The organism is Streptomyces sp. NPDC087270, from assembly GCF_044744625.1.
Taxonomy (GTDB): Bacteria; Actinomycetota; Actinomycetes; order Streptomycetales; family Streptomycetaceae; genus Actinacidiphila.
Genome location: NZ_JBIUYR010000021.1, coordinates 153,341 through 174,250, shown reverse-complemented (window position 1 = coordinate 174,250; position 20,910 = coordinate 153,341). Strand labels below are relative to the sequence as shown.

Here is a 20,910-nt window from a genome sequence, read left to right as displayed (position 1 = left end):
GGCAAGTACGCACCGCAGGGGGCACCCACCCAGGGGCGCGGGGAACTGCGCGCTCAGCCAGAGCCGGCCGGTAGGCAAGTACGCACCGCAGGGGGCACCCACCCAGGGGCGCGGGGAACTGCGCGCTCAGCCAGAGCCGGCCGGTAGGCAAGTACGCACCGCAGGGGGCACCCACCTAGGGGCGCGGGGAACTGCGCGCTCAGCGATTGCCGGCGGTCAGGCGAGGGCGAGGCAGCCACCCCGCAGGGGGCACCCACTTAGGGGTGGTTAGAACCCGAGGGTGCGGAGGGTGGCCGCGTTGGATTGGGTGACCCCCCACAGCATGCGCTGGCGTTCGTGGACGTCGGCGACAGCCGCATCGTGGTTGAGGAGGAGCGCGGTCGCGCGGTCGGTGAGGTGCGCGGAGAGGTCGCGGTCGTGGACGGACACACCCCACTCGGGGCGTTCGATGTCCGCGAGGAAATACGCCATCTTGGGGTGGGAGATGAGGCTGATGACGGGGGTGCCGCAGCCGAACGGGACCATCCCGGCGTGCCCGCGCATGCCGATCACCAGCTTGGTACGGGCATAGGTCGCGCGGATCTGGTCGTTGTCGAAGTCGTACATGGGTACGACGGGCATCGTGACGCCGTGCTCGCGCCGCAGGTCGTACGCGATCCGCTCGTCCTCCACCGTGTGGGCGACGCAGCGTACTTCGGCGTGGGCGCTCAATGTCCGTATGGAGGAGGCGAGTTCGGCGAGGAAGTGGCCGTAGTCGTGGCCGAAGCGCAGCCCCGCGCGGTCGTACGCGGCGTTGAGCAGGATGGTCTCGTCACGTCGCTCGGGGTCGGTCCAGCCGGGGACCAGGTGGCGGGTGACGGTGGTGGGGCAGGGCTGGAAGCGCACCTTGTCGTGGAGTTCGGGCGGCAGCAGGCGGCGCACCTGCGCGATGGAGCCGTGGTTGCGCAGGCCGAAGAAGACCGCCCGCTCGGCGAGCCGGCGCAGCGCCGTGCGGAACCGGTCGTGCCGGTAGGACTGGCCGTCGAAGACGTTGAAGCCGACCGCGTAGACCGCGATGGGCACCTCGATCCGCTCCAGCAGGTCGTCGGGGACGTTCCACTGCCAGGCGCTGTTGCCGTTGGGCATGGTGTCGGGCAGGAACAGCCCACCGCCGCCGATCACCAGCCCGCGCCGGGAGTTGACCCGTTCCAGCGCGGCCTCGTCGAAGAGCCGGTGGGCGTGGACGGAGTGCCAGCGGCGCGGGCCCGCGTCGGGGCCGAACGCGAGCCGTACGGCCTCGGGCAGCACCTTGTCGCCCGCGTTGCCCTGCTGCGGCATGTAGAACGCGACATGCGCCAACTGCTCGCGCCGGTCGACGGGTTCGGGCGCGTCGGACTGCCCGGCGGGGCCGTCGCCGGCGGCGGTCCGCAGCAGCATCTGCCGGCACGGCCGGTGGGTCGGGTCCGCGTCGAGCCCGGCGAGCGCCAACTCCCGTGCGGCGTCGTCGTCTCCGCGCACCCAGGCGATCTGGGCCAGCCGGGCGAAGGCGGGCGGCGCCCAGTTGGGGGAGGCGGTGGCCAGCCTCAGGTGCGCCCGCGCCTCGTCGTCGCGGGAGACGCTCATCAGCGCCTGGCCGTAGACCTCGTGCGGCCACGCGTCGTCCGCCGGGATGCGCACCGAACCGAGCAGGTCCACCGCGTCCTGGTACTCGCCCGCGGCGATGTGCGAGGCCGCGACCCGGCGGGCGCAGCCGACGTCGCCGGTCCTGGCGGTGTGCGGGGTGCCGAAGTGCACGAGCAGGTCGTGGTGTGCGGCGCCCGGCAGCGCCATGAACTCCGCCCGGAAACCGGCGTCCGCCTCGTCCGCGTCCTCGGGTTCCCCGAACTCCCTTGATACGGCGCCTGGTTCACCCGGGTCCTGGTCCACCGTCGTGAACACCCCGTCGATGTCCAGCGGCACGAACTCCCCGTCCAGCGCTGCCGCCAGCACCCCCGCCGCGGCCCGCCCGCGCGGGTGGCCGCCGTCGAGCGCCACCGCGTCCAGCCGGGCGCAGAACGCGTCCGTCAGGTGCTCTCGCTGGAGCACCAGCACATCCGTGCCCGGCCCGTCCTCGCCCGCCCGGTACGGTGCCGCCGCCAGGCCGCGGCGCAGCGTGAGCAGCCGGCCGAGCGGGCCGCACGCCACCCGCGCGGTGTCCAGCACGATCACGGTGTCGTGGTCGCGGACCCGGAACGCCTCCAGCACGCCGTACTCGCCCGGCTCGGCCGTGCCGCCCGCGGCCTTCGCGTACGACGCGAGACGGGCCGCCGACTCGGGCTGCACGCAACGGAGTTGGGCGCGCGGGTGCAGGGCCGCGATGCGGGCGGCGGCGCCCTCGGGCAGCCCGTCGTGCAGGACGAGGAAGTCCTCGCACACGGTCTGGTTGGTCAGCGCGAGGCTGCGCAGCAGCGACAGCAGCCCGGGCAGCCGGTCGGCGTCCACCCACGCGGCGAAGGCGATCCGCCGCTTGCCGGTGAGCGCGGCGGCGGAGGGGACGGGCGCGGGGGCCTCGGGTGCGGCGGCTGAACGGGCTTCGGGCCCCGCGGGTCCTTCGGGTCCTGCCGGTTCGCGGTCGTGGGGGGTGGTGCTCATCGCAGCGAGATCACCGGGCCTGCGACGTTTCTGGCGCGTTCCATGACCCATGCTTTCTGGCTGGAGTTCGCCTCGGCGGAGGCGACCGGGATCGGTATCGCGTCCGGCAGGCGGTAGGGGGACGTCTGGTGGAAGTCGAAGCCGATCAGGTCCAGGCGCGGGCTGACGTCGAGGAAGTCGATCAGCCACATCGCCTCGAACGAGCAGGTCGGCGGGTGCGGCCAGGTGTCCGCGCCGAGCCGGCCGATGCCCCTTACGGGGGCGCGCAGCGACTCGTCGCCGGTGTGGCGCTGCGCGCCGGGCACCAGGCGGGCGCGGATGTCGGTGCGCCAGGCCGCCGCGTTGTCGCCGAGGACCAGCCGGGTGGTGACCGGGCGGTCCCAGTTGAAGACCTTCCGGTGCCCGGTGACATGGATGTCGGTGCGGGTGCCGGTCGCGGCCGGCTCGATCACGTAGGAGGTGAAGCGGAGCACCAGGTCGTAGGAGTCGATCAGCTCGCCCAGCGAACCGTCCTTGACGGTGCCGGAGTTGGCGACCAGGCAGATCGAGCGGCCGCTGATCCGGTTGCGGAGGCCGCCGAGGTCGAGCCAGCCGGTGCCGCCGTAGGTCGGGTCGGGAATCGGGGCGCGCAGGCGGTGCCGGCGCTGGTCCGCGTACAGGGCGATCACCCGGGAGAGGGTGGCCGAGTCCGCTTGCACGGCGGCGAGTTGCTCGTCGATGTGGCGCAACGCGGCGGCTTCCAGGGCCGGTACGTTTCCGGCCGTGCCGTCGGCGCCCGGGAGGAGGGCGGCGAGCGCGCGTTGTTCGGGGAGCGCCGCGCGCAGTGCCGCGGCGCGGGTACGGGCGTGGGCGTCGTGGCCGGCGAGTTCCACGCAGCGGTCGTACGCCGTGAGGGCGGCCGCCGAGTCGCCCACCGCTTCGAGGGCGTGGGCCCGCAGGCGCCAGGCCGGGCGGGATTCCTTACGCAGCGGCAGGACCGTTTCCGTGATGGTCAGGGCGAGGCGGTGGCCCTCCTCGCCGGCCGCCACCGCGGCTTCGCCCGCCGCCACGAGGGCGTCGAGCAGGTCGTCCGTCACCGCGGGGGACACCGGGGTGTCCGGGCCCAGCTCATCGGGTGACGGCAGGTGGATCAGGTGCTTCGCCAGCTCCGGGTGGGGGCTGCCGCCTCGTACCGCGGTCAGCGTGCCGCACATCCGCGCGCACGCCCGCAGGCACTCCACCACGGTGACCGGGGCCCACGGAACTCCCGAGGCCGCGGATTCCGCTTTCTCCGGCGCCGGTTCCGGCTTCCCCTTCGCCGCCACGGCCCCTCCCTGCGGCCCCAGGGCGCCCTTATGACGTGGCTTGAACCAATGCCCGCGGGTCGTCGTCACCATGTGGACGTTAGGGCGCCCCCATGAACCCCCGGTGAACCCCTCCTTACGTCCCCCCGCCCCCGCCGCACGGGTGCCGTTTCGTCCCCGGGTGCCCCCGGTGGCCGGTTGCTCGCGCGGTTCTCCGCGCCCCTTCGGCTCCCCGCCGCGAGGGTGCCGTTTCGTCCCCGTCTGCCGCCCGGTGGCCGGTTGCTCGCGCAGTTCCCCGCGCCCCTGGGTGGGTGCCCCTTGCGGTGCGTGTTTGTCTGTCGGTCCGTCTGTGATGGGGCGCGCAGTTCCCCGCGCCCCTGTTGGGGTTGCTCGTCGTTGTTGGGTGCGGGTTGCCCCGTTCCCGGGGTGGCCGGGTGCTGCGGAGGAGCCGCACATATCCAGGGGCGCGGGGAACTGCGCGACAAGCCCACCACCGGCGGGCGGGCAAGTACGCACCGCAGGGGGCACCCACCCAGGGGCGCGGGGAAGTGCGCTCCCTCAGGGTTTCGCCCGGGAGGTACCCCCATCCGCCCACCCACCGAGGGGTGGTCCCGGGACGGGGAGGGGAGGGGCACCCCGGGGGGTCAGGGGCGGCCACCCCGCAGGGGCCCGCCCTATTCCAGCCGCGGCTGCTGCGCCGGGGCCGGGCAGATGCGGTTGCCGTCGCGGTCGAAGACGTAGAGGTGCGCGAGGTCGACCAGGAGAGGCACCCGGTCCCCGCGGCGTACGCGGATGTCAGGGCCGGTGCGGACCACGAGATCGCCGGTCTGGGTCTCCGGAGACCCCGCGGGCCGGTCGATCACGGCGGCCGGCGCTTGGCTGGGCCGGGGCGGTACCCCGTCCCCCGCACCGTCGCGCGCCGGTATCGACGCCTGGATGCGCCGGGCCGCCTTCTGCGCCAGCTTGCCGATGCCGCCACCCCCGCCGCCGGAACCGTTCGCGGCGCGGCGGCTGCCGGTCCTGGGCGCGGGTGCGGGCCGGGGCGCCTCCAGCTCGGGCACCACCGCGGGCCGCGACCCCGTGTTGAGGTGCACCAGCGACTCATGGCCCTGGTACTCCACATGCTCGACGATCCCGCTGATCACGACCTCGCCGGAGTGCGCCTGGCTGGGCTGGGCGATCCGTACCGCCTCCGAGCGCAGGCCGACGATGATCGGCCGGCCCTGCTGGATGCGCAGCATCTGGTGGTCGTAGCTGAGCGGCTCGGGCAGGCCCAGTCGCTGGCGGCCGAAGTCGATCCACATCCCTCCGCTGAGTGGAGCGATCACGGTCGCCTGGAGCAGGTTGATCCTGGGGGTGCCGACGAACGCGGCCACGAACACGTTCTCCGGCAGGTGATACGCGTCACGGGGGCTGCTGAGCTGCTGGAGCACCCCGCTGCGCATGATCGCCACCCGGTCGCCGAGCGACATCGCCTCGGCCTGGTCGTGGGTGACGTAGACCGTGGTGACGCCCATGCCGTGGGTGAGGCGGGCGATCTCGGCGCGCAGGTGCGCGCGCAGCTTCGCGTCGAGGTTCGACAGCGGCTCGTCCATCAGGAAGACCGAGGGGTGCCGGGAGATCGCCCGGCCCATCGCGACGCGCTGGCGCTCACCGCCGGACAGCTGCCCGGGGTAGCGGTCCAGGATCTCCTCGATCCCGAGGATGCGGGCGGTCTCGTCCACCCGGGGCCCGGGCTCCTCGCCGGGCATCTCGAAGCGCAGCGGGAAGCCGATGTTCTCCCGGCTGGTCATGCTCGGGTAGAGAGCGAAGTTCTGGAAGACCATGGCCATCTTCCGGTCGCCCGGAGCCAGGTCGTTGGAGTACTCGCCGTCGAGCAGCAGCTCGCCGGTGGTGATGTCCTCCAGGCCGGCGATCATCCGCAGGACGGTCGATTTTCCGCAGCCCGAGGGGCCGAGCAGCACCAGGAACTCACCAGGTGCGATGTCCAGCGAGAACCGGTCCACGGCCGGCGACGGCTGCTTCGGGTAGTACTTGGAAACTTCGTGCAGAGTGATGGCGCGAGTCATAACGGGAGCCGCCAGGTAGTTCGGGCACGGTGACGGGGCACGTGGGGGGAGGTTTTGCTCACAGGCGCCACACAGGTGCCGGTTGGGTGTGACGTGTGTGGCCTGCGTGACTTGCCAGACTTGCGAAGATGCGTGGTTGACGCTGCGCAGACGGTAGTGCACTACTCGTAGGTTGCGGAACGCTTGTATCAACACTGGATTGATACTTTTGACTCGTGACGAACCTCGCGCTCGGCCCGAGCTGGCTCGACCCGAACCATCTGATCAACACCTACGGCCTGTGGGGCGTGCTGTTGGTCGTGTTCGCCGAGTCCGGACTGCTGATCGGCTTCTTCCTGCCCGGTGACTCCCTGCTGTTCACCACCGGGCTGCTCGTCGCGTCCGGCACCCTGCACCAGCCGCTGGCCGTGGTCGCGGCGCTGATCGCGGTGGCGGCGGTGGTGGGGGAGCAGACCGGGTACTGGTTCGGCCGCAAGGTCGGCCCCTCGCTCTTCTCCCGGCCGGAGTCCCGGCTGTTCAAGATGGAGAACATCGAGAAGGCGCACGCCTTCTTCGAGCGGCACGGGCCGAAGGCGATCGTGATGGCCTGCTTCGTGCCCATCGTGCGGACCTTCACCCCGATCGTGGCCGGCGTCAGCCGGATGAACTACCGCACCTTCGCGACTTTCAACATCATCGGCGGGACGCTGTGGGGCGCCGGCGTCACCCTGCTGGGGTACTGGCTCGGACAGATCGCGTTCGTCCGCGACAACATCGAGGCGATTCTCGTCCTCGTGGTGCTCGTATCCGTGGTCCCGGTCGCCATCGAGTTCCTGCGCTCGCGCAAGAAGTCCGCTGCGGGTGAGGGTGCCGGGGCGGGTACGGGCACGGGTGCCGGCCTGGAGACCGGCGACGGGGCCGCGCCGGCCGCCGACCTGGGTGCCGAGTCGATCGCCGCCACCGCCTCCCGCGGTGGGCGGCACCGCGCGACGAAGCGCTGACGCCTTGGGCGAGGAGCAGCGGGGCCCGTCCGGCGGGTCACCGGAAGGGCCGGGACAGCCGGAAGGGCCGGGACAGCCGGAAGGGCCGGGACAGCCGGAAGGGCCGGAAGGCCCTGGGACCGACCCCGGCCCCGTCGATCTCGGGGCCGCGCTGACGCCCGCCGACGGCATACCCGTGATCACGCTGCCGCCCGAAGGCGGACTGTGGCAGGACCGGATGCGGGCGATGCTGCGGCTGCCGTCGACCGAGCGGCCCGCGCCGCCCGCGGACCGGCCGGGGGCGGCGGGCACGGCGAGCGGCGGTTCGGTGCCGCGCGTGCTCGACCTCACCCTGCGGATCGGGGAGCTGCTGCTGGCCGGCGGCGAGGGCGCCGAGGACGTCGAGGCGGCGATGTTCGGGGTGGCCTTCGCGTACGGGCTGGCCCGGGTGGAGCCGACCGTCACCTTCACGCTGCTGGGCATCTCGTACCAGCCGTCGCTGACCGAGACGCCGCACACGATGAGCCGTACGGTGCGCCGGCGGGGCACGGACTACACCCGGCTGGCGGCCGTCTTCCACCTCGTCGACGGGATCACCGCGCACGAGGTGACGCTGGAGGAGGCGTACCGCAGCCTCGCCGACATCCGCCGCAACCGGCACCCGTACAGCTCGTGGGTGCTCACCGGCGCGGCCGGGCTGCTGGCGGGGGCGGCGAGCGTGCTGGTCGGCGGCGGTCCGCTGATCTTCGTACTGGCCGCGCTCGCCGCGATGCTCGGCGACCGGCTGGCGTGGCTGCTGGCCGCGCGGGGGCTGCCGGAGTTCTACCAGTTCGCGGTCGCCGCGATGCCCGCCGCCGCGATGGGCGTGCTGGTCGGGCAGTACGGCCACTGGATACCGGGCGCGACCAACGTGCAGTCCTCGGCGGTGATCACCGGTGGGCTCTTCGCGCTGCTGCCCGGGCGGGCGCTGGTCGCCGCCGTCCAGGACGGCCTCACCGGGTTCTACATCACCGCCTCCGCCCGGCTGCTCGAAGTGGTCTACCTCATCGTCGGCATCGTGATCGGGGTCACCCTCGTCCTCTACGCGGGGGTCCACTCCGGGGCGCGGCTCAACCCGGACCAGGCGCTGCGGGCGTACGACCGGCCGTGGGTGCAGCTGCCCGCCGCGATGGTGCTCACGCTGGCGTTCGCGGTCCTGCTCCAGTGCGAGCGGAAGGTGCTGCTGGTCGCCACGCTCAACGGGGGCGTCGCCTGGACCGTCTTCGGGGTGCTCCATCAGCGGGCGGGCGGCAACCAGGTCGCCGCGACCGCCGCGGCCGCGGGGCTGGTCGGGCTCTTCGGGCAGCTCATGGCCCGCTACCGCTTCGTCTCCGTCCTTCCTTACGTCACCGCCGCCATCGGGCCGCTCCTGCCCGGTTCCGCGACCTACTTCGGGCTGCTCGCGCTCACCCAGCACCACCAGTCCGCCGCGCTCAGCCAGCTCACGAAGGCGGCCGCGCTCGCGCTCGCCCTCGCGATCGGGGTCAATCTCGGCAACGAGGTCGCCCGGCTCGCGCTCCGTGCGCCCGGGGCTTCCGCCCCCCGCCGCGCCGCGAAACGTACCCGCGGGTTCTGAGGGTGCCCCTGCCCCTCCGGGGTGGTGCGTTCCGTCGGTTCGGGGGCCACCTGTCGGTGGTGGCTCGGCCGCGCCCCCGCGCAGGTGCGGCTCCTTCCGCACGGGCGGGAACCGTGGCGGCGGGTTGCCGTACGCTCGGTGAACGTGGCGTTCAGTAAGGGTGGAGGGCGGCCGGATGGACGTGGAGGAGCTGGGGCACCCGGGGCGGACCGGCCGGCCTCGCAGCGAGAAGCGCAAAGCGGCGATCCTGGCGGCGGCGGGCGACCTGATGATGGAAGGCGGGCTGAAGGCGGCGACGATGGAGGCCATCGCCGCGCGCGCGGGTGTCGGCAAGGCGACGGTGTACAAGTGGTGGCCGTCGCGCGGCGCGGTGGCCCTGGAGGGCTTCATGCTCCGCGCGGCGGATTCGTGGACGCTTCCCGAGGGAGCCCCGGCCGCGGAGGCGCTGCGGGTCATCGCGGTGGCCGCGGTGCGGCTGTTCACGCGGAGCCCGGCGGGCCCGCTGATGCGCGCGCTCGCCGCGGACGCGCAGTCCGACCCGGAGATCGCGCAGGCGCTGCGCGAGCAGTGGCTGTCCCCGCGCCGCGCGGTGACGGCCGAGGTCCTGCGGGAGGGCATGCGTACGGGGGAGTTGCGGGCGGACCTCGACATCCCGGCGACGCTCGACCTGATCTTCGCGCCGGTGTACTTCCGGCTGCTGTTCGACCATGAGCCGCTGGACGAGGAGTTCGCGGAGCGGACCGTGCGGCAGGTGTTCGCGGGGATCGCCGCCGGCGGGAGGGAATAGCCGGCTCCGGATCGCCGTTGGCTCAAACTGAACGAAGCGTTCAGTAATAACCGAGCACCGGAGAGCCCCCGTATGACGACCAGCGGCCCGTCCCCGTCTGCCGCCCACGCCGCCCACGCCGCCGACGCAGCCCTGACCGAGTCCGAACCCGAACCCGAACCGGTGCCCATAGCCGGGGCCACCGCCGAGCCGGGGCGGGCGCTGCGCTGGGTGATCATCACCCTCGCCTTCGCGTGCGGCGCCAGCGTCGCGAACCTCTACTACGCGCAACCCCTGCTCGGCCTGCTCAGCAACTCCTTCGACGTGAGCAAGGGCACCGCCACCGTCGTGGTGACCGCCACCCAGATCGGTTACGCGCTCGGCCTCGCCCTGCTGATTCCGCTCGGCGACCTCCTGGAGAACCGGCGGCTGGCCTCCCGCACGCTGCTGATCACCGCGGTCGCGCTGGCGGTGGCCGCGTTCGCCCCGGACTTCTGGGTCTTCCTCGCGGTGTCGGTGCTGATCGGCGTCACCTCCGTGGTGGCGCAGATCCTGATCCCGCTCGCGGCGCACCTCGCGCCGGCCGAGTCGCGCGGGCGGCTGGTCGGGCAGGTGATGAGCGGGCTGCTGCTGGGCATCATGCTGGCCCGCTCCGTCGCCAGCTTCGCCGCCGCCGCGTGGGGTTGGCGCAGTATCTACGCCATCTCCGCCGTCGTCATGCTGCTCACCTCGCTGGCGCTGCTGAAGGTGCTGCCGGTCCGCAAGCCCGACCACTCCGCCCGCTACGGCACCCTGCTCGCCTCGGTGGCCGGCCTCGCACGCAGCGAACCGGTGCTGGTGCGGCGGGCGTTGACGCAGGCGTGCATGTTCGGCGCGTTCACCGCGTACTGGACGGCGGTGGCGTACGAACTCGCCGACCGGCATCACATGTCGCAGAACGGCATCGCGGTCTTCGCGCTGGTCGGCGCGGCCGGGGCGGCCTCCGCACCGGTCGCCGGGCGGCTCGGCGACGCCGGGCGCGGGGTGCCCGGCCGGGCCGTGGCGATCCTGCTCGGCCTGGTGGCCATGGTCGTGGCGGGGTTCGGTGTCGACAACCTCGTGCTGCTCGCGATCGGCGGCGTGCTGCTGGACTTCGCCGTCCAGGGCCACCAAGTGCTCAGTCAGCGCGACATCTACGCCCTGCGGCCCGACGCCCGCGCCCGCGTCAACTCCGTCTACATGACCACCGTCTTCCTCGGTGGTGCCGCCGCGTCCGCCGCGACCGGCGCGGTCCACTCCGCGTGGGGCTGGACCGGCGTCACCGTGATGGGCGCCGCCCTGACGGTGGTGGCGTTCCTGCTGTGGTCGGTCGAGCGGTTCCGCCCGGCGGCGGCTCGGAGCAGGGTGAACTCCCTCTAGAACACGGCCGGTTGGAGAGCTGCGGGGGCTGGACGCCGGAGGGGCCGTGTGCCCGCTGTCGCGGACGCACGGCCCCGGGTGGTGCTGACGCGCGGTCGCGGAATCGCGGCGCGGGCGTGCGGTTCGTCAGTTCTGGTACTGGAGCAGGACCGGTCGGGGCGCCTGCTCGCCGCCCGCGCCACCGCCGGCGATCACCGTGTCGGTGCGCGGGTCCGCGGCGATCGCGCGGACGTCGATCGGCGACGGGTCGGAGACCGCGGGCAGCGGCGACTTCGTCCACACGCCGTTGTCCAGGCGCAGGACGGTCTCGGCGACGCTGAGCCAGACGGTTCCCCCGGAGTACGCGGCCCCGCTGGTGTAGTCGGAGACCGCGGGGAGGGAGACGCCGGTGTTCTCCTTGTGCCAGGTCGTGCCGTCCCAGCGCAGGTAGCCGTTGGCCGTCGTGAAGTCGAAGACGTATACCTCGTTTGAGGACACCGTCACCGCGGACTGCTCGCTGTTCTTCGACGTCCAGGTCGACGGCAGCGTGGACTGGACCCACTTGGTGCCGTTCCAGTGGTAGGCGAGCGGGCCGAAGGGCGACGTGTTCGACGAACCCATGAGCCACAGGTCCTTGCCCGAGGTGCCCGTCACGATATCCGGGCTCGACACCGTGTCGGGCAGGGCGACGGTGTTCCACGAGGTGCCGTCGAAGTGGTGCGCGTAGTGGTAGCTGAAGTCCCACATGTCGTTCGCGGCGAATGCCTGGAAACGCATGGAGGGATAGGTGTCACCGGTGAGGGTGTGCTGCCACGTGGTGCCGTCCCAGTGCCACCGCCCCGGAGCGGTGTCGGCGCTCAGGGACTCCTGGTCGTAGATGTAGAAATCCGAACAGGAGATGCCGCCGAGGGAGGCGATGTAGTCGCTGTTGTGCATCTGCGGAATTCCGGGCTTGGGCACGACCTCCCAGCCCGTGCCGTTCCAGCAGCGGATGTCCTGCCCCGGGTCGGTGGCCAGCACATCGCCCGACACCGTCGACACGACGTCGTGGAAGGCGTGCATCTTGGCCGGCGTGGTGCCGACGTTCACTTCCTGCCAGTTTCCCGTCGCGGTCGTGGTCGCGGTCGCGGTCGCGGTCGCGGTCGGGTCGGTGGCCGCGGCCGGCTGACCGCCGTGGGCCTCGTCTGCCTGTGCTGAGGGCAGCAGGGCCGCAAGGCCCACGAGCAGTCCTGCCGCGGCGACGGCCGCACGACCGATATGGCTTCTTCGCAAAGCAGTCTTCTTTCATCCGGAATGAGATGATCCGCATCCGAAGGGAAGTGTTTCCATCTGCGATCGACCGCTACGCCTGCGGTCCGGCGTTCACTCGACCCGTGAAGTGGGATCGCGTGAAAGAGACGCGAGAGCGCACGTGGACCGATGCGAGAGCGCGTCGCTTGAGCGGAATGGCTGATTCCGTGGCGGGCCGGCGCAGGCCAAGCGTGATCGACGAAAAAATGTTCCCCGTGTGATTGGCTTCCGATCCTGCTTGGCTGTGAATTGCTTGTCAAATCACCAGTGGCCAGGGGGGATTCGCGCGCTCCTGGCACAAGGCGTGCCCGTAATGGCGAACAAATGCCGACATGGCGAAATCCCTCTACCATGGGGGGCGTTGGCGAAGTGCCGAGGGCAGGGGGATGCCATGCTGGATCATGCGGGCCGGGTCGAGAAGACGTTCAAGGCCGTGGACGTCGGTGACGGTGGGGACGGGCGCTGGGCGGCGCGGGTGCGGGAGGTCGCGAAGGAGAGCGACCCGGCCAAGTGGCTTGCGGACGAGGGCCGGACGCCGGAGGGAGCGGTGCGGGCGAAGGAGCTGTTCGCACGGCACATGCCCGAACTCCTGCCGGTGCTGGAGCGGTTGGCCGCGCAGGTGCCGGAGATGCGTGCCGGCGAGACGCTGTTGACGCACGCGGCGGCGAAACCGTTCTGGAGCGGCTGCACGCAGACCGCCCGCCCCGGACGGCTGCTGCGCAACTACGACTTCCCGCCCGAGGCGTGCGAAGGCACCATCGTCCGCTCGCACTTCCTGCGCCCGGTGATCGGGATGCAGGATGGCGCGTGGGGGCTGCTCGACGGGATGAACGACGCGGGCCTCGCCGTCTCCCTCACCTTCGGCGGTCGCTTCGTGCACGGTCCTGGCCTGTCCATCCTGATCGCGCTGCGCTACCTGCTGGAGACGTGCACCACGGTGGACGAGGCCGTCGAGCGCCTGCGCGCCCTGCCCATCTGCATCCCGCAGAACGTCACGCTCACGGACCCGGACCGCGCCGTCACCGTCCAGGTCGGCCCGGACATCCCGCTCACCGTCGACCCCGACCCGGTGGCGTGCGCCGCCAACCACCAACTCGCCGCGCCCGTCTCGCCCGAGCAGGAGGCCGGCAGCCGCACGCTCGCCCGGGTCGCGGCGATCCGCGCCGCCGGTCCTGACACCCCCGTCGCCACGATGCTGCGCCCGCCGCTGCACCGGCGGGAGTACGACGAGGGGTTCGGCACCCTCTACACCGCGGACTATCGCCCCACCGACGGGGAAGTCGGCTATCACTGGCCCGACACCGAACCCTGGACGCAGTCCTTCGCCGCCTTCCACGAGGGCGCCCGCACGATCGAGCTCGCTCCGGCGCCTGCCCTTCCCGAGCCCGCGGTCACCCCTGCCTCGTCGGCCGACTAGGGCCTTTCGAAAGCGGGTTCGGGGAGATTCGGGGCACGCGAGGGGGAGGAATGGTGCCTCGAATGTGGAGGGAGATGGTGGGTGGTGGATCGGGCGGAAGTGGGATGGCTGGTCGCCGCCGTGGTGGTCGTGGGAGTGGTCACGGCCGTGATCGCGGTGCGGACGCTGCTCAAACTGGTGCGGGCGCGACGGATGTTGAAAGCGACCGGGATGCCGCTGTCGACCAAGGCCATGTTCTGGGGCTCGATCGCGTATCTGATCTGGCCGGTGGATCTGCTGCCCGATCCGATCTACGTGGACGACATCGGTTTCCTGATGCTGGCCCTGCGTTCGGTGCACGCGGCGGCCACGCGGCTATCCGCGGAGCGGGCCGTCACCGGCGGCCGGGAAATCCGTACCAATCGGCATAAACGCGGTCGCTAAAGGGGCGGTTGGCCCCGTGTATAGTGGCCAGCTGTTGTCAGTATTCAAGTGAATGCGGCGACTTCGGGGGAGGCAATGGGGGCCGATTTCGATGCGCGCGCATTCGAAACGGGGTAGTACATCATGCGTGTTCGGGTTCATCCCAGTCTTCCGGTCATTGCCGCGATACTCGTCGGCGGCGCGCTGCTCACTGCGTGCAACGACGACTCCAGCTCGTCCGACGACGCGGGCTCCACGCCCTCGACCTCGGCCGCCGCGCCGACCACCACCAGCGCCGCGCCCACGACGAGCGCGTCCGCGACGACCGACGGCGGCGACGGCGGGTCGTCCGCCAGCCCGGTCACGGTGAACAAGTCGTTCACCGACGACGTGATGGGCGAGAAGGCGACCGTGCTCAAGTACGTGAGCGGGTACCAGCCGTCGGCCGCGTCCAGGAGCAAGTACTCGGCCCTCGCGGACGAGAAGGTCGTCCTGGTCAACGTGAAGGTGACCGCCAGCAGCAAGTACTACGACACCTTCGGCGCCGACTCCTTCTACCTCACGGGTATGTCCAACGGGATCGACCAGGCGAGCACCACGATCCTCGACGACGAGATCAAGGCCGCCGGCTACCCGCCGCTGCCCGACGCCGAGACCGGCAAGACCACCACCGGCTGGGTCGTGTTCACTCCGACCAAGGACACGACGAAGCTGGTGCTGCGCTACAAGCGGCTCGCCGCGAAGGCGTCGAACGGCACGAACATCACCGCGAAGAACTTCGACATTCCGCTCAACTGATCGACGTAAGTTCCCGACGGCCCGCCGGAATTACCCGGCGGGCCGTTTTGGCTCACCACCCCGAACGCAATTGCGAACGGCCGTCTCAAGCCTTCGTCTTGGGGTCGTGCCGGGTGAAAACGCAGTCGGAGTCCACTTCCAGGAGCAGCACTTTGGAGGTGCTGAGACCGAGTGCGACGGTCCACGTGGACTTGGGGATCGTTGCGCCGGCATGGCGGTCAGGGTAGGGCGTGTAGTCGGACTTGTAGCCCTCTTTGGCGAAGTAGGCGTGAGCTGCGGTGATAGCGGGCTTGACCTGGTTCGGCGCGACGGTCAGCTTCAGGATGTAGTCGTACTCGAACCGGTGCTGGCCGGGCGTCTCGGTCGTGCACTTGCTCCACCTGTCGCTGTAAACGCTGGTCGGTGCCGCGCCCGTCGAAGGGTGGATCGCGTCGAGGGTCTGCTGAGTGAGGGTGTGGGCTTTCTTCTCGACGGCGTCGGGTTGGACGTCGCCCTTGTCCACTGCCCCGCAGGCGCTGGTGAGGCTGAGGAGCAGGGCGACGACCGGCGTTGCGGCCATGCTTCCTGCGCGCGTGGTTCTGGTCATCGCTCCTGCTACTAGAAGAAGTCGGTCACGGTGTCGACGACGTTCTTGCCGCTGTCCACGACCGAGCTGCCCGCGTCCTTGAGGTCGTCCAACGTGCCGCCCGGATCGCCGGAGACGAGGTCGGTGACCGAGCCGAAGATGTCGTTCTGGGCCTGGCCCGCGTCGTGAAGCGCGTCCCCGGTGTCTTCCAGCGGTCGTCCCCAGTATCCGCCGATCGCATGACCGGCGTTCTGAAGACCTGCGCCCGCGAACTCCTGAAAGGTCGCCACCGGATCGGTGACGATGTCGGCGACATTCGGCAGCGGACCAGTCTTGTCCTCGGTCGGCATCTTGCTGACCTTGTCGGTCTGTCCGGTCACGATGTCGGTCATGTTGTCCAGGGACGGTCCCGCGTCCCAGTACTCGCTGTGCGCGTGCTTCACCGCGCTGCCGGGGCCGGAGTCGAAGGTCTTCGCTCCGAACTCAGTGGAGGTCGGGTCATTGCCGAACCGGTCGCTGTGGTCGTCGAGCCAGTGCAGTGGGTCGAGCGGCAGGCCGATCGGCGGGACGGGATCGAACTTCTTCTTGCTCGCCCAGACGTGGTCGGCCCCGATGCCGAGCTGTGATGCCTTCCCGGCCGTGACTCCCGGCGAGCCGACGAAGACCACATCATTGGGCCGCATGCCGAAGTGGGCGCATGCGTCACCTACGAGCGTGCTGCCGTAGCTGTGCCCGATCACCGTCAGGTGGCCACGGCCGGTGTGATTGGACTGCAAGGACTTCACGAACGCGGTGAGCTTGGGTGCGCCGTCGTTGGCGAAGCCCTGCAGTGTGGGGCCGCCGGGGAGCTCGCCGAGGCTGGGCGCGTCGTAGCCGAGCCAGAGAACAGAGGCAGTTGAGCCTGGCTTCTGTTGATTCGCTGATGTGTACAGCGTCATGGCGCGGTTCATGTCTCCCTCCGCGCCATTCAGGTCAGCGCCGGTGCCGGGTACGTAGACCGCGGTACTGGTAGCCGTGTCCGGGTTGCCGAACGACGCTGCGACGTGTCCGTTGCCCTTGGTGTCGAACCCGAGCAGATATACGTCGGTGGCGGTCTGCTTGTCCAGGTACGCAGACAGCTTCTTCAGCGAATCCGGGCAGTCCTTCTCCTTGAGGCGCTCCGCCAGTCGCAGCCGGTTCAACTTGTCCGCATCAGTGGCTGGTAGTCCCTGGAACGCGCTGATGTCGTCCGGGGACGCATCGGCGTACGCCGTGAGGAAGGCGGGGTCGTTCAGGTTCTCGCTCAGATCGCTCTTCACCAGGGCGAGGCCGGCCGCGTCGTGGTCCTTCGTCGCCTGCTGGAAGAGGTAGGCGTCGGCCGCCGCGACGGAGATCGGTTCCGGGACCTGGACGTGGTCGCCCCCTGCGCCGATGTGCACGGCGAGCGCGTGTCGCCGGCGTAGGTCGGGGAGTTGGTCGCGGGTCCAGGAGGCGATGGCGCTGAGCTTGCGCAGGTTCTCGGTGTCGAGCCCGTACTTGGCGAACTGGCCGCTGAGCGAGGCGCAGTGGGTGGACAGTGCCTGTGCGCCCGTGTCCATCTGCTGGATGGCGTGGGCGAGTACCGCAACGTCCACGGCTGCGATCTTGGTCATGTTCCCCCCCGGGAGTGGTGTTGAGGCGAGGGCCGCGGCGATGCGTCACCAGTCGTGCTGATGATCCATCTGCATCTGCCGGGCCTGGCTTTCCGTGACCTTCAGCGGCTCGGCACGGAGCGCGTCGGCGACGACGTCCCGTAGCCCGTTGGTCAGGGTGTGGACGGAGCTCTTGCGACCCGTGATCTCGGCCTGGAACTTGGTCGCCGCCTCCGTCCCGATCCACGCCTTGCCGCTGCCGAAGTCGGCGGCGGGCTTGTCGAGTACGGGCCGCATGGCCTCAAGCGTCGCGTCCATGGTGGACAGCAAAGTCTGGAGCCAGGCGCGCCGCGGGTTGTCGACCATCTGTCCGGACATCTCGAACGCCCCCCGTGTTTCGCGTCAGATGGCCAAGAACGTAGGGACGTCCGAAGCCTGGGGCAATGGTGACGCGGCGTTGTGAAGCTCACACGGAAAGAGATGGCCGAGAGTGCATGTGCCCGACGGGCGGGGCGGATGGGGGCAGAGATGATCGAAGTTCAGCACTTTGTGAGCGATTACTGACATTCCGTGAACATGAGTGGGTGTCAGACCCTACGATCGGTTTCAGGTGAGCCTTTGTCCGGGCAAAGGGGCTTATTTGCCTATGCCCGCAGGCAATGTGGCGAGCCGTCAGGGATCGACTCGGAGGAAGAAGGCCAGGTCGGAGGCTCGACTGCCGTGCGCGGGCGGGCTCTTGACATGGCTTTCCGACAACTGGAAGGGAATGGAACCCCCCATGAATGACAGCGACAGCAACGCGGCTGGTGCGCAGGGGCCTTCGGCACGGCGGATCTACGCGAAGGAACTGGCGAAGCTGCGGGAGCGTGCGGGTCTGACGTTGGTACAGCTCGGCGAGCAGACCAGGTACGAGCAGTCGTATCTGCACCGGCTGGAGAACGGCGAGCGGCTGGGCTCGTCGGACGTCCCCAAGGTGCTCGACAGGTTCTACGGCACCGGTGACCTGCTCGCCGACCTGTGGAAGCTCGCCAAGCGGGAGAAGAAGCAGGGCCGGTACGAGGGCTTCATGGACGTCGAGGCCGAGGCCAGGAACATGCAGCAGTTCGTGGCCGGCCTGATCCCCGGGCTGTTGCAGACCGAGCGGTACGCCGCATCGCTGCTGAGTTCCGACCTGTCGGCTTCCCTGGCGGAGGTGAACCGGCGGGTGCAGGAGCGGATGGCCCGGCAGGCCCGGCTGTTCGGGAAGACGAACCTGCTCGACTACCGCGGGCAGATCCACGAGTCGGCGCTCCGCAGCGGGCTCAAGGACCACGACGCGTGGACCGAGCAGCTCGAACGGCTCATCGAGGCAGCCGGGCTGCGGCATGTCTCGCTGCACGTCGTGCCGTTCAGCGCCGGTCCGCACTTCATGTTCGGCGCCTCGCTGAGCATGCTGTGGCTGCCCAGCGGGCGCAACATCGCCTACGTGGAGGGCAGTCTCAGCGGCGAAGTCATCGAGGACGCGGAGGAGGCGGAGCAACTGCGGTTGACCTACGATCAGTTCAGGGACCTCGCGATGACTCCTGAGGGGTCCCTGGACCTGCTTCGCACCGTACTGGAGGAGCACACGTCATGTTCATCGCTGCCAAGGACCTGAGCGGCGCCGCCTGGCGCAAGTCGTCGTACAGCAACGGCAACGGGGGCGACTGCGTCGAGGTCGCCGACGGCTTCACCGGCGTGGTGCCGGTCCGCGACTCGAAGGACCCGCACGGACCCGCGCTGGCGTTCTCCGCGGACGCGTGGGCGTCCTTCGTGGGCGCGGTGCGCGCCGACGAGTTCCCCACCGTCTGAACCGCCGAACCGGTTCGTCCCCCGTGGCGCAAGCGGACCACCGCGTGTCCGCTTGCGCCACGGCGTGCGCCGCCTTGACCTGCTGGGGCGTTTTCGGATGAGCTGAGGCAATGGCTGTCATCCACAAGACCACGCTGGTCCCCGGCAAGCTGGAACTCGTCGCGCCCTGGCTGGCGGCGCAACCGTGGTACGTCGGTACCGGGCGGGCGCCCGAACTCGGCAAGTCCGGCGGGTTCCGGCTCGACGACCCCGAGGGCGAGGTGGGCATCGAGTTCCTGGTGGTCACCGACACCTCGGGCGAGGACGAACCGCGTGCCTACCTCGTACCGTTGACGTATCGCGCCGAATCGCTCGACGGTGCCGACCACGCGCTGATCGGCACCACCGAGCACGGCGTGCTCGGGCACCGCTGGGTGTACGACGGAACCCACGACCCGGTGCTCCAGGCGCAGTTGCTCGCGTTGATCCAGGACCGGGCCGAGCCGCAGGCGCAGTCCGCCTCCGACACGCCCGACCCCACGGTGGTCCCGACCCTCAACGGCCCCGCGCTGCCCGTGGACGCCGTCGCCACCACCGTCTCCCACGGTCCCGACGGCACCGAACTCGCCGTCGAGATCCCGGCGTACGCCGCCCACACCCTCCACCTCGTCCGCGCCCTCGACCCGAACTCAGCCGCCCCGGCCGACCCCGCCCTCCGCGCCCACCTCACCGCGGAATGGCAGGCCCCCGACGCCGACCACCGCGTCACCGGCCTCCTCGCCGTTCTGCGGCCCACCGCGAGTTGAGCGCGATGTGGGACGCTGGGCGGCGTGACGTCAGGGACCGCCGAGGAGTTCACGGAGCACCGCCGGAGGATGTTCGGGCTGGCCTACCGGCTGCTCGGGTCCGCCGAGGAGGCGGAGGACGCGGTGCAGGACGCGTACCTGCGGTGGAGCCGCGCGGACCGGGAGGCGATCGAGCAGCCGGGGGCGTGGCTGGCCAAGGTCGTCACCAACCTCTGCGTGAACCGGCTCACCTCCGCCCGCGCCCTGCGCGAGCGGTACGTCGGGCCGTGGCTGCCGGAACCCGTGGTGACGCGGGACGGCGCGCTCGGCCCGCTGGAGTCCGCGGAGCAGCGTGACGCCGTGTCCACCGCGATGCTGGTGCTGCTGGAGCGGCTGACCCCGACCGAGCGCGCGGTGTACGTGCTGCGCGAGGCGTTCGGCTACAGCCACCGGGACCTCGCCGGCGTGCTGGAACTCACCGAGGCCAACTGCCGCCAGGTGTACCGCAGGGCGGTGAAGCGCGTGGCCACACAGGAGACCCGCTTCACGCCCGCGGTCGAGCGGCAGCGCGAACTCGTCGAGTCCTTCGTCACGGCCGCACGCGAGGGCGACCTCGCCCGCCTCGAACGGCTCCTCGCCGAGGACGTCACCTGGTGGAGCGACGGCGGCGGCAAGGTCAGCTCCGCACGGCGCCCGATCCTGGGCCGGGAGAAGGTCGTCCGCTTCATCTCCGGCACCGTCCGCAAGTTCACCGGCGCCCTCGCGGTCGACATCGTCGAGGCCAACGGCGCGCCGGCCCTGGTCGTCCGGGTCAGCGGCCACCTCTACACGGTCATCGCCCTGGACGTCCGCGACGACGCCATATCCGGCGTCTGGTCCGTCCTGAACCCGGAGAAACTGTCCTTCGTGCAGCGCCAGTTGGCAACGACGGCGTAGGTCGCTCCGGGTGGTGCGGCCGGCTCGTGGTCAGTGGGTGGCGGGGATGACCTGCCAGGCGAGGACGCCGGTCGGGACGTCGGTGAACTCCTTGGCGAAGAAGAAGTTCTCAAGTTTGTTGCCCGTGAAGGGGAACCGCAGGACGTCGCCGTCGCAGTACACGTCCGGCATGATGGCGGGATCGGGGGCATTCATCTCCCAGGCGAACCACACGGCCCCGGTCCCGGCGCAGGCTGCTTCGAGGACGTAGGCGTGGGCGTCCTTGAAGTGGGGTTCCGTCTTCATGATCCGCATGTTCTTGTTCACGGTGCCGGTCCAGTGCATTTTCACCTGGGACGACTTTGTGAGCTTCGCCTGTGCCTGCTGGCGGAGTTGGGCCTCGCTCCGGGGTGGTGTGGGTGTCGGTTTGTCCTTGTGGCCGCCGGAGGAGCATCCGCTCAGCACCACGGCGATCGCTGCGGCGACGCCCAGGGCCCGCCACCGGCGTTTCACCATCGCGAGCCCCCTGCCCCTGTGTACGCGACACCCTCTGGTCCTCAACGTATCCGACGCCCGTTGGCCGCACTGGTGCTCCTGCGAGCTGCCCGGGGGCGTTGTCACGTTTGCGGGGGCCGGGCGG

19 protein-coding genes are annotated in these 20,910 nt (G+C 70.6%); 11 read left to right on the top strand and 8 right to left on the bottom strand.

What is annotated here, in order from left to right:
* Nucleotides 1–267 precede the first annotated feature (267 nt).
* The 3 genes from ACIPAE_RS33320 to ACIPAE_RS33310 form a co-directional block, all read right to left on the bottom strand.
* A complete protein-coding gene (locus ACIPAE_RS33320) occupies nt 268–2,610 on the bottom strand; it encodes a polysaccharide pyruvyl transferase family protein (protein ID WP_402450410.1) in 2,343 nt (780 codons plus the stop codon).
* A complete protein-coding gene (locus ACIPAE_RS33315; protein ID WP_402450407.1) occupies nt 2,607–3,914 on the bottom strand; it encodes a hypothetical protein in 1,308 nt (435 codons plus the stop codon). Before ACIPAE_RS33315 ends, ACIPAE_RS33320 begins: the two co-directional genes overlap by 4 nt.
* 653 nt (nt 3,915–4,567) lie before the next feature.
* Nucleotides 4,568–5,962 carry an ABC transporter ATP-binding protein gene (locus ACIPAE_RS33310; protein ID WP_329368090.1) on the bottom strand — a complete coding sequence of 465 codons (1,395 nt, stop codon included), beginning with the start codon at nt 5,960–5,962 and terminating at the stop codon, nt 4,568–4,570.
* Nucleotides 5,963–6,177: 215 nt separating this feature from the next.
* Between ACIPAE_RS33310 and ACIPAE_RS33305 the strand changes: the two genes are divergently transcribed.
* The 4 genes from ACIPAE_RS33305 (at nt 6,178) to ACIPAE_RS33290 (ending at nt 10,700) form a co-directional block, all read left to right on the top strand.
* The gene (locus ACIPAE_RS33305; RefSeq protein ID WP_402450404.1) at nt 6,178–6,942 is read left to right on the top strand and encodes a DedA family protein; all 765 of its coding nucleotides are present in this window, start codon (nt 6,178–6,180) and stop codon (nt 6,940–6,942) included.
* The gene (locus ACIPAE_RS33300) at nt 6,833–8,536 is read left to right on the top strand and encodes a threonine/serine exporter family protein (RefSeq protein ID WP_402450401.1); all 1,704 of its coding nucleotides are present in this window, start codon (nt 6,833–6,835) and stop codon (nt 8,534–8,536) included. Before ACIPAE_RS33305 ends, ACIPAE_RS33300 begins: the two co-directional genes overlap by 110 nt.
* Nucleotides 8,537–8,711: 175 nt before the next feature.
* A complete protein-coding gene (locus tag ACIPAE_RS33295) occupies nt 8,712–9,323 on the top strand; it encodes a TetR/AcrR family transcriptional regulator (protein WP_329368094.1) in 612 nt (203 codons plus the stop codon).
* Between the two features lie 72 nt (nt 9,324–9,395).
* Nucleotides 9,396–10,700, top strand: coding sequence for an MFS transporter (locus ACIPAE_RS33290; RefSeq protein WP_402450398.1), 1,305 nt, complete (start codon nt 9,396–9,398; stop codon nt 10,698–10,700).
* Between the two features lie 126 nt (nt 10,701–10,826).
* On the opposite strand, the gene ACIPAE_RS33285 is transcribed toward ACIPAE_RS33290, so the two are convergent.
* Nucleotides 10,827–11,951, bottom strand: coding sequence for a hypothetical protein (locus tag ACIPAE_RS33285; RefSeq protein WP_402450396.1), 1,125 nt, complete (start codon nt 11,949–11,951; stop codon nt 10,827–10,829).
* A gap of 409 nt (nt 11,952–12,360) precedes the next feature.
* Here ACIPAE_RS33285 and ACIPAE_RS33280 point away from each other — a divergent pair, with 409 nt between their 5' ends.
* The 3 genes from ACIPAE_RS33280 to ACIPAE_RS33270 all read left to right on the top strand — a co-directional run bounded on the left by ACIPAE_RS33280 (nt 12,361) and on the right by ACIPAE_RS33270 (nt 14,586).
* Entirely contained in the window at nt 12,361–13,386 is a 1,026-nt protein-coding gene (locus tag ACIPAE_RS33280; RefSeq protein WP_402450395.1) for a C45 family autoproteolytic acyltransferase/hydolase, read from the top strand.
* Nucleotides 13,387–13,467: 81 nt separating this feature from the next.
* The gene (locus tag ACIPAE_RS33275) at nt 13,468–13,809 is read left to right on the top strand and encodes a YkvA family protein (RefSeq protein ID WP_328465322.1); all 342 of its coding nucleotides are present in this window, start codon (nt 13,468–13,470) and stop codon (nt 13,807–13,809) included.
* Nucleotides 13,810–13,932: 123 nt separating this feature from the next.
* On the top strand, nt 13,933–14,586 hold the full coding sequence (locus ACIPAE_RS33270) for a hypothetical protein (protein WP_402450392.1): 654 nt from the start codon (nt 13,933–13,935) through the stop codon (nt 14,584–14,586).
* A gap of 85 nt (nt 14,587–14,671) precedes the next feature.
* Here ACIPAE_RS33270 and ACIPAE_RS33265 read toward each other — a convergent pair whose 3' ends face one another.
* Genes ACIPAE_RS33265 through ACIPAE_RS33255 form a run of 3 tightly spaced genes read right to left on the bottom strand, consistent with a single transcriptional unit; the run spans nt 14,672 to nt 17,139 of the window.
* The gene (locus ACIPAE_RS33265; protein WP_402450390.1) at nt 14,672–15,172 is read right to left on the bottom strand and encodes a hypothetical protein; all 501 of its coding nucleotides are present in this window, start codon (nt 15,170–15,172) and stop codon (nt 14,672–14,674) included.
* An 11-nt stretch (nt 15,173–15,183) separates the two neighbouring features.
* Nucleotides 15,184–16,782, bottom strand: a complete 1,599-nt coding sequence (locus tag ACIPAE_RS33260; RefSeq protein WP_402450388.1) for an alpha/beta hydrolase — start codon at nt 16,780–16,782, stop codon at nt 15,184–15,186.
* A gap of 45 nt (nt 16,783–16,827) precedes the next feature.
* Nucleotides 16,828–17,139, bottom strand: coding sequence for a hypothetical protein (locus tag ACIPAE_RS33255; RefSeq protein ID WP_402450386.1), 312 nt, complete (start codon nt 17,137–17,139; stop codon nt 16,828–16,830).
* Between the two features lie 400 nt (nt 17,140–17,539).
* On the opposite strand from ACIPAE_RS33255, the gene ACIPAE_RS33250 reads away from it, so the two are divergent.
* From ACIPAE_RS33250 to ACIPAE_RS33235, 4 genes are all read left to right on the top strand, one after another.
* On the top strand, nt 17,540–18,397 hold the full coding sequence (locus ACIPAE_RS33250; RefSeq protein ID WP_402450385.1) for a helix-turn-helix domain-containing protein: 858 nt from the start codon (nt 17,540–17,542) through the stop codon (nt 18,395–18,397).
* Nucleotides 18,373–18,591, top strand: a complete 219-nt coding sequence (locus ACIPAE_RS33245; protein WP_366412882.1) for a DUF397 domain-containing protein — start codon at nt 18,373–18,375, stop codon at nt 18,589–18,591. Before ACIPAE_RS33250 ends, ACIPAE_RS33245 begins: the two co-directional genes overlap by 25 nt.
* 110 nt (nt 18,592–18,701) lie before the next feature.
* Complete coding sequence (locus tag ACIPAE_RS33240; protein WP_366412883.1) at nt 18,702–19,376, top strand: maltokinase N-terminal cap-like domain-containing protein; 675 nt, start codon at nt 18,702–18,704, stop codon at nt 19,374–19,376.
* A gap of 24 nt (nt 19,377–19,400) precedes the next feature.
* Complete coding sequence (locus ACIPAE_RS33235) at nt 19,401–20,291, top strand: RNA polymerase sigma-70 factor (protein WP_402450383.1); 891 nt, start codon at nt 19,401–19,403, stop codon at nt 20,289–20,291.
* A gap of 30 nt (nt 20,292–20,321) precedes the next feature.
* Here the strand turns inward: ACIPAE_RS33235 and ACIPAE_RS33230 are convergent, their stop codons facing one another.
* The gene (locus tag ACIPAE_RS33230; RefSeq protein WP_402450380.1) at nt 20,322–20,786 is read right to left on the bottom strand and encodes a hypothetical protein; all 465 of its coding nucleotides are present in this window, start codon (nt 20,784–20,786) and stop codon (nt 20,322–20,324) included.
* Nucleotides 20,787–20,910 lie beyond the last annotated feature (124 nt).